The sequence below is a fragment of the Niabella hirudinis genome (assembly GCF_051201075.1).
Lineage (GTDB): Bacteria > Bacteroidota > Bacteroidia > Chitinophagales > Chitinophagaceae > Niabella > Niabella hirudinis.
The window spans coordinates 90,341-101,371 of record NZ_JBPEHJ010000015.1 but is presented as its reverse complement, the minus strand read 5'-3'; the positions used below and the strand labels follow the sequence as shown (position 1 = coordinate 101,371).

The 11,031-nt window shown below is 46.1% G+C and carries 9 protein-coding genes; 5 read left to right on the top strand and 4 right to left on the bottom strand.

What is annotated here, in order from left to right:
• Positions 1 to 71 precede the first annotated feature (71 nt).
• From GGU45_RS19960 to GGU45_RS19950, 3 genes are all read right to left on the bottom strand, one after another.
• Complete coding sequence (locus GGU45_RS19960; RefSeq protein ID WP_435227780.1) at positions 72 to 1,085, bottom strand: Rpn family recombination-promoting nuclease/putative transposase; 1,014 nt, start codon at positions 1,083 to 1,085, stop codon at positions 72 to 74.
• 89 nt (positions 1,086 to 1,174) lie between these two features.
• Positions 1,175 to 1,426, bottom strand: coding sequence for a hypothetical protein (locus tag GGU45_RS19955; protein ID WP_435227778.1), 252 nt, complete (start codon positions 1,424 to 1,426; stop codon positions 1,175 to 1,177).
• Positions 1,427 to 1,488: 62 nt separating this feature from the next.
• Entirely contained in the window at positions 1,489 to 2,916 is a 1,428-nt protein-coding gene (locus GGU45_RS19950; protein WP_435227776.1) for a tetratricopeptide repeat protein, read from the bottom strand.
• A 343-nt stretch (positions 2,917 to 3,259) separates the two neighbouring features.
• On the opposite strand from GGU45_RS19950, the gene GGU45_RS19945 reads away from it, so the two are divergent.
• Complete coding sequence (locus GGU45_RS19945) at positions 3,260 to 3,622, top strand: hypothetical protein (RefSeq protein WP_435227774.1); 363 nt, start codon at positions 3,260 to 3,262, stop codon at positions 3,620 to 3,622.
• 46 nt (positions 3,623 to 3,668) lie between these two features.
• Here the strand turns inward: GGU45_RS19945 and GGU45_RS19940 are convergent, their stop codons facing one another.
• A complete protein-coding gene (locus GGU45_RS19940; RefSeq protein ID WP_435227772.1) occupies positions 3,669 to 5,234 on the bottom strand; it encodes a hypothetical protein in 1,566 nt (521 codons plus the stop codon).
• Between the two features lie 199 nt (positions 5,235 to 5,433).
• Here GGU45_RS19940 and GGU45_RS19935 point away from each other — a divergent pair, with 199 nt between their 5' ends.
• From GGU45_RS19935 to ilvD, 4 genes are all read left to right on the top strand, one after another.
• Positions 5,434 to 6,594 (top strand): 2-isopropylmalate synthase, encoded by a 1,161-nt coding sequence (locus tag GGU45_RS19935; protein ID WP_435227771.1) that lies wholly within the window; start codon positions 5,434 to 5,436, stop codon positions 6,592 to 6,594.
• A 13-nt stretch (positions 6,595 to 6,607) separates the two neighbouring features.
• The gene (locus tag GGU45_RS19930; protein WP_435227769.1) at positions 6,608 to 8,065 is read left to right on the top strand and encodes an ATP-binding cassette domain-containing protein; all 1,458 of its coding nucleotides are present in this window, start codon (positions 6,608 to 6,610) and stop codon (positions 8,063 to 8,065) included.
• A 1-nt stretch (position 8,066) separates the two neighbouring features.
• Positions 8,067 to 9,041: an isocitrate/isopropylmalate family dehydrogenase gene (locus tag GGU45_RS19925; protein WP_435227767.1), complete on the top strand. Its 975-nt coding sequence runs from the start codon at positions 8,067 to 8,069 to the stop codon at positions 9,039 to 9,041.
• Positions 9,042 to 9,344: 303 nt separating this feature from the next.
• Positions 9,345 to 11,027 carry a dihydroxy-acid dehydratase gene (ilvD, locus tag GGU45_RS19920; protein WP_435227765.1) on the top strand — a complete coding sequence of 561 codons (1,683 nt, stop codon included), beginning with the start codon at positions 9,345 to 9,347 and terminating at the stop codon, positions 11,025 to 11,027.
• Positions 11,028 to 11,031 lie beyond the last annotated feature (4 nt).

Genomic DNA, 11,031 nt, shown 5'->3' with positions numbered 1-11,031 from the left:
ACCAGTTCTTAATTATTTTTGGTGACAGATTGAAGGTATAAGTTCTACGATTATTTTACCTCGATTTTAACTTACACACTTTTCGGGATACTCCCCTTTTTTAATGAAGCCCTGATTTCCTTTACAACACTCAGGGAAACCTCCGCCGCAGCTGCAGCTTGTTTATCACTAAAATCAAACTTAAGGATGAGATTTTTTACAAAATTGCGGCTCTTCTGTTCTGCGCCTTTTACAATACCTTTTGCAATGCCCTTTTCCATACCCTGCTCCATTCCTTTTGCAATCCCCTTTTCTATTCCTTTTTCTATCCCTTTTTTCATACCCCGCTCCATTGCTTTTTCTTCAGCAGTTTTTAACACAGCATATTCTGTCCATTTATCCAAAAGGTCTTTTTCGTACAACATATAATCCTCCTTTTTTAAATGGGCTATTTCAGCGATCTGGAATAACTTCTGAAATATCCTCTTATGTAAAATTACCGGAATTTTCTCCAACTTTCCCATATTGCGCAGCACATACAACCATCGTTCCAGATCGGTTTTAATTTCTTCCTCTTTCAATTGGAAATTAGGAAGCTCTAAAAATATGAAGCCTAATTTATTATAAAATATCTGGCCGGTTTCTTCTTCTGCCAGCCGTACCCTGTGCAGATATTTTCCGGGCAATGTATTATCAAAGGTAAAGTCCATCACGGCAATAAGGTACACCTCCTTCAATTCAAAGTCCCAGTTTTTTTCACCCTTAGGTCCCTGTTCATGCAATTTACTGGCGGTATAAAAAACAGCGCGGTCGACAAAGCATCTTTGATTAGCCCGTTGTACTTCTATAATAAAGGTTTCGCCATGAACTCCTGTGCAGGTAAGATCAAAAATAGCTTTCCGGTATTCCTTCACCGGTCCTGTTTTTTCCTGTTGATTATAAACCAGGTCCCGTATTACCTTACGGCCCTTAAACAGTTCGTTGAGAAATGCGATTAACAGGTCTTTATTGGGCTCAGAGCCAAAAATTCGTTTAAACCCAAAATCGGTTAGTGGATCTATATACCGCCCCATAGACGGCACGATGTTTTTCTGTGTGTTTCCCATAATCTGGTGTGTTTTTCATAATCAAAGGTAGTATTTGTTTTAAAACAAGCCAACATCCGTTTCAGGACAAAATTGTCGATTCGGCACTATTACCCAATAAAAGGATATAGTTTGTATTCACGCGCCTGCTCAGGATTTAAATAAATATAGGTAAAGTGCGCAGCACTCGTATTTTTATTGTCCAATGGTTTCATTTTACCATCGCATCCACCAATTAAAACAGGAGCACTGCCTGGCTTTAACAGGTAACCAATCCCGATGGAATAGGCGCCCGCCGTTATGTTTTCCAGCCAGATATCCAGCTTTCCATTATTTAAAGGGGTATCTATTTTTAAAGGCACAATAAACAGCCGGCCGCCCCGCAAACCTGGAAAAACATTGAAAGTTATACATCAAACAAAAACTACTTCCGTTTCAACTTTGCGATCAAAGCTGCAACCGCCGGCCGCTGCAGCAGCGCCGGTTCAATCTCTAATATCTTCTTTAACTGACGGGGGGCCCTGGCCAGTCCTTCTTCCAGCTCAATCAGCGCCTGCTTCGACTGGCCCAAACCAAAATAGAAGAGCGCTTTGTAATAATAAAATAAGGGTTTGGGCTTATCTGCTCCAATCCGCGCTATCGCATGCTGGATCTGCTCCAATCCCTGGTCAAACTGCTCTGCTTTGTATAAACCAATAATCAGCGCATCCCAACCCATGAGCTGTTTGGGGCGCAGCCGTACAACATTTAAAAAATATTGCAACGCGTCCTTATTCAGGCCTAAGGCCAGCTTGCTCTGCCCCATCAGCAACAGGTATTCCGGTGTATTGTTTTTGATTTTCAGAGCGGCTTCCAACTGACGAATGCAAAGCTCAAATTTATCCTCCTTATAATAGGTAAGCGCCATTTTGTATAGCAGGGCGCCTTTATCTTCATTGAGATGCGAGGCCTTGCGAAAATAAAACCGGGCCTGCGCATAGTTCTTTAATTTTTCATAACAATACCCAATGGCTTCGTAGATCACATCTTCAGGCTTGGCCAGCTCCAGCACCCGCTCCAGATACTCAATAGCATCCTTGTATTTTCTTAACCGGATATACGCATCCCCGATATTCCGGTAGGCATAGTCAAACTTTTCATCAATGACAATTGCGTACTGGTAGGCATCGATGGCTTTTTCGTAAAGCTTAATACCCTGGTAAGCAGCGCCAAGATTAAACCAGGCCAGCTCACTATACGGAAATTCGTTAATAATCTTTTGGTGCAACTCAATACTTTCAGCATTCCGGCCGGTATAGTCCGTCCAGAAACATATTTTGTAAAGCGCCTCCTCATTGGCGGGTTCCAGCTCCAGGATCCATTTCAGGCAATCAAAAACCTTGTCAAAACTTTCATAGTCGTCATACACATCCGCCAGCTCAAAAAGCAATTCGATCTTTTCATCCCCATCAAAAAGATTCAGCGCCTCCTCCAGCAACATCACGGCCGCCTCCTGCCGGTCCAGCGCCAGCAGCGCCTCCGTTCTTAAAATATAAATATCAATATTATTACCATCAAATATCGATGCCTTATCCAGCAACTCAAGCGCAGTATCGTAGGCCCGGTTGTTCAAAACAAGGTCCGCTTTTTTGATCAGCAGTCCTGCAGAATACGGAAACTGCTCTATCGCTGTTTCAGTGGCCTGGAGGGCTTTTTTAAACGCTTCGCGGGATTCAAAATAGTTGATAATCCGTTCAAACTCTTCCTCTTCAAGATAGGAAGCCGATTGTCCGGTTTTCAGATTTTCATAGCGTTGTAATAATTCCTCCATATCTTCCTTACGCTCCTCGCTTTGATGCGAATACTCTCTCATATCTGCCCATTTAATGTATTATCAAAACCACAAAACCCACTAATTTGTTTCAATATAGCAAAATATTAAGATTTACCACCCCCATAAGTTATCCTCCTGTGTGTAAAACTTTCTTATAAGAGGTTTTTAGCGGCATTTTTGTTGCATTTTTCGCAATGTATTAAAAATCAATAGATTAAAAAAAATCAGCCTTTTATAACGGGTTTAAAAATTTCTAACCGACCTCGAAAACGATTATTTGATATTCATATTATGGGATTTCTGGTTAAAAAAAAATTAAAATTTTCCATTCTTACAATTATATTATACCTTTGTATTAGTTTAAATTCTTAAAGAAACAAAAATGTTGAAAACCTTCTTACTTACTGTGCTGTTTGTCCTGGCTGTAGGGGGTGTTTCGTTTGCAACAGAGAATACCGCTACAGATGCTGATCACGGGAAAGACAAACCGAAAAACGGTTATGTAGCTGCGGAAAATAAATTTGAAAAGCAGCTTTCATCTTTTTCCCTGCGATCTGATTACCAGTTCAGAGGAGATCGTGTTCTTACAAACACAAGCACAACCAATAACAATTATATCAACCTGAATACTTCCATTTCTTACCAGAAAGGAGCCAATACTTATGTGGTGCCTTACAAGAAGAAAGTAATATTGAACCGGTTCACCTTCAACCCGAACGAATCATTGAGGAATTCTTACCGGTAATCCCCCCGGGAATACAATCGTTACAAGAAATTGAATCGCTCCACTATCAGGGAGCGATTTTTTTTACGGGCCGGGTTTCCCGCAAATATTTCTTCCGGATCACATCCTGTACATTTATCCCCGACAATTTACTCTCCAGCCAGCTGATCACATCCAGGTAGGCAAAAGCCCGCGCCTCAAGGCGGTTGCTTTGATACTTTTTTAATTTGACCAGCAGCTTTTCAAACTCCGGTTGTATGGTTTTTGTATTAAACCGGAAGGCATTTCTGAGAAAGCGAAACATCTCTTCCTCTACCTTGCTGAGGTTTTCCATTTTTGCCATGTACCGGTATACCGATTTAATCAGGTATTCCAGCAAATCAAAATTACCCAGCTCATAATGCGCAATCAGGTGCAGCAAACGGGAATAGCATTGCAAATCAGTTCTCAAATCATCTTTCTGATGAATGATGCGGTTTAGATAATCAATGGTTTTTTTGTTATTGCCGCTCCCAAAATACAGGCAGGCGATCTTATAATAAAACACCATCACCCGGTGGCGGTCCAGGTAGCGCCCATGCTCTACCAGCATTTCCTCCAGGTAGGGCACCATCTTCAACCCGCGGTTAAAGGTACCTTCCAGGAAATGCAGGTTAATGACGGCCGTGTACAGGTACACATACCCGGTGATGCGGTTGTTGTTATTATCCTGCACCAGCGGGGTTTGCACAAAATGCTTGAACTTCTTGATGCAGGCCGCCAGCCCATCGCGGTTCATCAGGTCAAAATGAGCACTCATCAGGTTGTGCACCCCTTTGATATACATCGTTGTTTCAACCGCAATCATGTGGGGCGCGGTTTCAAATGTATCTACCCATTTTTGGCAGTACCGGTAAAACATCAGGAAATCCAGCTTTATAAACGCATACCAGGCATAGCTTTGATAATAATATTGCTTTTCGTAAAAGCCGTCCAGCTGCGCCACATTTTTAGGCAGGCTTTTCTCAAAAAAAAGTTTGGCCGTCTTTACATCGTTCTCATTGCGGGCGTGCCCGTTCTGAATATACCAGCTGTACAAATGCAGGGCAAGGTTAGAGAGCGTATTAATATGGCTCAGTTTCTCAACAATAATATCAGCTTCTTCCGCCAGGGCATCTGCCCGGTTCTGAATGCTGCGGGTAATATAGAGGCCTTCAATTTTCTTTTCAAAAAACAGCGCCTGTTGTAAATAAGTAAGCTGATGATAGGTACGTGCAAACTCCTTGGTTTTATCCAGCACTTTGAGCGTTTGCAGGTACAGGCCCTTGTTAAACAAGATGCGGGCGCTGTCCATCATTTCGCGCAGCTGCATGTCTACATTCTTATCATCACGGATGATTCTTAAGCTACCCAGTATCTGCTTATACAACAACGCCTTGGTATTGGAAAGCTGTTGTTTGCTAACCGTGGGCACCCGCTTCAGCAGCTGCTTTTCGTCATACTCCGTCAGCTTGTCCAACGCATTAAAAAGCTGCATGCTCTTTAAAGACTCGGCGCCGGAATTACGCCCGGCAAAAAGTTTCAGATTTCGCTTTTCTGATTTTTCCAGCGATTTTATCAATTGAAATAATGCGTCGGTCGACCTACTGGGCATCGTAATTTACTCCTTCTTTTAACAATGATTATCAATCAATTACAATTCATCAATTCCCTTTATTCAATGTAAGTAGTTCCACAAATTAGTTTCGAAATTCTATAATATAAACTTATTTTTAGGAATATTAAAAGAAACCTCATCCCGATGTTGTGGATTAGGTATTGAAAATAACAATTCTTAATTAAATAAACGAATTATGGCGGATAACAAGGTTTTTATTTTTGACACTACATTAAGAGATGGCGAACAGGTGCCGGGTTGTAAACTGAACACGGACGAAAAAATCAAACTGGCGTTGAAACTGGAAGCTCTTGGCGTAGACATTATTGAGGCCGGTTTTCCGATTTCCAGCCCCGGGGATTTCACTTCCGTAGAGGAGATCGCTAAAGTTGTTAAGAATGCCACTATCTGCGGCCTTACAAGGGCCGTACAAAAAGATATTGAAGTAGCGGCAGCGGCGCTGAAGCCGGCTGTGCGTCCGCGGATCCATACGGGCATCGGCTCTTCCGACAATCATATCAAATACAAATTTAATACCACCCGCGAAAACATCATTGAGCGGGCAGTTGCCGCGGTAAAGCTGGCACGGAACCTGGTTCCGGATGTGGAGTTTTTTGCAGAGGATGCCGGCCGCGCCGACTTACAGTTTCTGGCACAGCTGGTAGAAGCCGTGATTGGCGCCGGCGCTACTGTGGTAAACATACCCGACACAACGGGGTCCTGCCTGCCACATCAGTATGCAGAAAAATTCAGCTACCTGCTGAATCATGTATCCAATGCCGATAAAGCCATTTTCTCCTGCCATTGTCATAACGACCTGGGACTGGCCACAGCCAATTCTATTGCCGGCGCTATTGCCGGCGCCCGGCAGATCGAATGTACCATCAACGGCATTGGAGAACGCGCAGGAAACACTTCTCTTGAGGAAGTGGTAATGGCCATCAAAAAACACCCGGAACTGGGCCTGTATACCGGTATTGACACAACGCAGTTATTACCCATGAGCCACACGGTGGCCGAAACCATGCGGATGGTCGTCCAGCCAAACAAAGCGGTGGTGGGCGATAATGCATTTTCCCATTCTTCCGGTATTCATCAGGACGGCTTTTTGAAAGAAGCCACCACGTACGAAATCATCGCTCCGCACGAAGTAGGTGCCGATACCTCCCGCATTGTGCTTACCGCCCGCAGCGGCCGCAGCGCATTAGCCTACCGGTTTAAAAACCTGGGCTATGAGTTTGACCGCAACCAGGTAGATGAGCTTTACCAGCAATTTCTGAACGTTGCGGATGCAAAAAAAGAAGTAGGCGATGAGGATTTGAAAGAAATGGCAGACAACGTAAAGACAACGGCTTAGGCTTTAATATCCAATGGAAACGTATTGTAGCATCATATTAAACAATGTATCGGTTCAACAGGCCGGCCACCTTCTATTGGATCATATCAGCTTTACATTAAATGCAGGTGAACACCTGGCTATTTTTGGCGCCAGCGGCAGCGGAAAATCCCTGCTGGCTCAGGTGCTCAAAGGATCCCTGCTCCATACCGGCAGCATTGAATATAAACGGTCCGGCAGGCCGGCAGCGCCTTTTGTAGCCTATATCCCTTCCGTACATCCGCTTGAGAATTATGTTGCAGCCGTAAAAAGCGGAGCCACCCTTACTGAAACCCTGCTGCACAAAGGCCCCGCGGCCGATGTGACAAATTGGCTGGAGAAATTCCAGCTTACCCCGCGTGCGCACGCACCGATAACCCGGCTTTCTTACGGGGAACTAAAGAAAATGCAGCTGATTGATCACCTGCTGGGCCAACCAGACATACTGATTCTTGACCGTATTTTTACGGGGCTGGATGTAAAAAGCCGGACCGTCTTACATAAAGTAATTAACCTGCTGGCAACCGAAGGTGTTACCATCATTTTAATTGCAGACCGCCATGAACTGCCTGCAAGCATTACGCATTTTGCAGAAATGGCCGGAGGTACGGTCATCAATTATGCCCCGGTAGAAAAACTGGGTTTTATGAAATCGGTGCTACCCCGGGAACCGGAAACACCCCTTCCTTCGCTGAAAAAAGCCTACCATATCGGGCCACTCATTGGCATGAAGCAGGTGAGCATCCGCAGTGGCAATACCCTCCTGCTTAACAATATTAACTGGCAGGTAAACAATGGAGAGTGCTGGCTGATCAAAGGGCACAACGGAGCGGGAAAATCGACCCTGCTCCGTCTTATAAACGGCGATCACCCCCAGGCTTATGCACAACAGATCTCACTATTCGGAAGGAAAAGAGGAAGCGGCGAAAGCGTTTGGGATATCAAGCGGCGCATTGGCTTTATATCGCCCGAGCTCCAGCATTTATTTGACCGGGACATCTCCGTTTTCGAAGTGATCGGCTCCGGATTTTTCGACACCATTGGTCTTTTTGAGAAACTGGACGAAGCTCAGGCTTTGAAAGTAAAGGAATGGCTATCCTTTTTTTCATTGCAGGACAAAGCCCGCCACCTGATGACCACGCTTTCGGGCGGTGAACGGCGGCTGGTACTCCTGGCAAGGGCGCTGATCAAAGATCCGCTGATGCTGGCGCTTGATGGTCCCTGCCAGGGGCTTGATGACAGCCAGTCGGCAATGGTGGTACGTCTGCTGGAACGGATCCACGCAGAAACCGGGATGACCTTGTTATTTATCAGTCATTATGAAGATGAGGTTCCATCCTGTGTAAAACATATTATAGAGCTGGAGAACGGCCACCCCACGCTTTATAAAAAAATAGCCCGCCCGGCTTTTGCCACATCAAAGAAATATACATTAACCCATAGGGTATTATAAAATGAACAAGAACATTGCGATCATAGAAGAGGGAGGGGCCGCCGGGGAAGTGGATCTGCAGGTACTGAAGGTAATACGGGCGGTTGCCGAACAGTATGATCATCATTTTAACATTTCACGGGTCAGCAGGGAAACCGCAATACCGGGCCTGCCAGCCTCCGGGCAGGATGCCATCCTGCTTAGCAGCACCGGCGTTCAGCAGTTTATTGAAGCGGCCGGACCCCTGCTGGTAACGGTACAATCTGTTGTCGTTTATCCGCCCCTTCAGCACTTGTCGCCGCTGAAGGCCAGGCACAGCGAGGGGCTGAACCTCCTGTTGTACCAGCACCAGGTTCCGGCATCTAATGAAAGCGACCGGCTCCGGATCGCTCACTCGGCGCTTCAGCAGGCCATCAGCCGCAGGAAAAAGATAACAGTAATGGTGCACCCCGAAGTCCGGGCGGATCACGCATGGCCGGCCATTTTTGAAAAGACGGAAGCTGCGGCCCGGGAAGTAACCATCGAAGAGATTCCTGTGCAGGAGGCCTGGGACAGGATGCTGCAACAGCCGGCCGGGTTTGATACATTGATCGCCGGTGCTTCGGCCGGAGATTACCTCTTCAGACTGGCAGCCACTATCACCGGTACACGGTTCATGATCCCATCCGTTCGGGTCGCCAGCGCCACACCGTTCTTTGGTCCGGCATTTGGTTTTGAGCTTCAGCAGGAGAGCGCCCGGAATCACTCCAACCCTGTTGGCGCCATCCTTTCCACCGCTATGATGATGGATTATTTCAATTTGCATGAGGAAGCGCTCATCATCCGCACAGCCGTTAACTGGACGCTGTTACATGGCTTTGTGGCAAAAGATATTGATCCGGTAAACAATTACTCCACCAATACCATCGGTGACCTGATCAGCGATTTTATACGGGGTACCATCCCGGGTTTTGCCAAAGGAGAAAATATGGCGTTGCAAAAATCAACGATCATATAACCCGGCTTTTGTAGTTCTTTTCATAACAAGATGTTTTCTTCCTCTGAGAAGAAAAAATTTTGATCAAAACAAATGAGGCTTTATATTCGCAGAAAGCTCCTTCGTTTTATGATCGGCAATAATTATAACAATGTATCTTTCTTCCGCAATATTTTTTCGGTGATCGTCATTGTCATTACCTGCCATCGGGGAGGAGGGTTGATTCTATAAAACAAACGAATTTTAAACAGGACCCGCCTCAGATAAAGGCGGGTTTTTTTATTGCACCAGAAATTATATCATTAACACATAAGTAAAAACGGTATGGCAGAATTAAACAAATATTCCAAAACCATTACACAGGACCCTACACAGCCGGCAGCACAAGCACAGTTATATGCGCTTGGCCTCACAGAGGAAGATCTGAAAAAAGCCCAGGTCGGCATCGTTAGCATGGGCTACGACGGCAACCCCTGTAACATGCACCTCAACGGTTTGGCCAAAGAGGTAAAAGACGCTGTTTGGGAACAGGACCTGGTGGGCCTAACCTTTCATACCATTGGGGTAAGCGATGGGATGAGCAACGGCACTGATGGTATGCGTTACTCCCTCGTTAGCCGTGACGTTATTGCCGACTCCATCGAAACCGTATGCGGCGCACAATATTACGATGGACTGATTACCGTGCCGGGCTGCGACAAAAACATGCCGGGCTCCATTATGGCTATGGGCCGGCTAAACAGGCCCTCCCTTATGGTATACGGGGGCACAATTGCTCCCGGGCACTACAAGGGCCAGGACCTGAATATCGTTTCGGCCTTTGAAGCCCTTGGGCAAAAAATTGCCGGTCAGCTGGATGAAGCCGATTTTATGGGCATTGTAAAGAACAGCTGCCCCGGCGCCGGAGCCTGTGGTGGAATGTACACGGCCAATACGATGGCCTCTGCCATTGAAGCCATGGGTATGAGCCTCCCCTACTCCAGTAGCAACCCGGCTATCAGCGAAGAAAAAAAACAGGAATGCGCTGCTGCGGGCAAAGCCATTCGCCTGTTGCTGGAAAGGGACATTAAGCCCCGCGATATCATGACCCGCAAGGCCTTTGAAAATGCCATTGTTGTGATCATGGTACTGGGTGGCAGCACCAATGCCGTACTGCATTTGCTGGCCATGGCCCGTAGTGTGGAGGTGCCGCTGACACAGGACGACTTCCAGGCCATCAGTGACCGGATACCGGTGCTGGCCGACTTTAAGCCCAGCGGTAAATACCTCATGGAAGACCTGCATAAAAAAGGCGGAGTTCCGGCGGTAATGAAATACCTGCTGCAAAAGGGACTGATCGATGGCAGCTGTTTAACCGTAACCGGTAAAACCATTGCCGAAAACCTGGAAACTGTTCCTGACCTGGATTTTGAAAACCAGGACATCATACATCCTCTCGAAAGCCCTTTAAAAGCTACAGGACATTTGCAGATTCTTTATGGCAATCTTGCAGAAAAAGGAAGTGTAGCCAAAATCAGCGGTAAAGAAGGTGAAATTTTCACCGGCCCTGCGCGGGTATTCGATGGCGAAAAAAACCTGATTGCAGGCATATCCAGCGGTAAAGTAAAATCAGGCGATGTGGTAGTAATCAAGAATGAAGGCCCCAAAGGCGCCCCGGGCATGCCCGAAATGCTGAAACCCACTTCTGCCATCATTGGCGCCGGACTGGGCAAGAGCGTGGCGCTGATCACCGATGGAAGGTTCAGCGGCGGCACCCATGGTTTTGTGGTGGGGCACGTAACGCCCGAAGCCTTTGAAGGCGGATTGATCGGTTTTGTAAAAGATGAAGATATTATTGAAATTGATGCCGTTAACAATACGCTTACGCTCAAGGTTACCGATGAAGAAATCGCAAAACGCAAAGAAGGTTGGCAGCAGCCTGCGCTTAAGGCCAAAAACGGTGTATTATATAAATATGCCAAACTCGTAAAAGATGCTTCGCAGGGGTGCGTAACGGACGAAGACTAAAAAA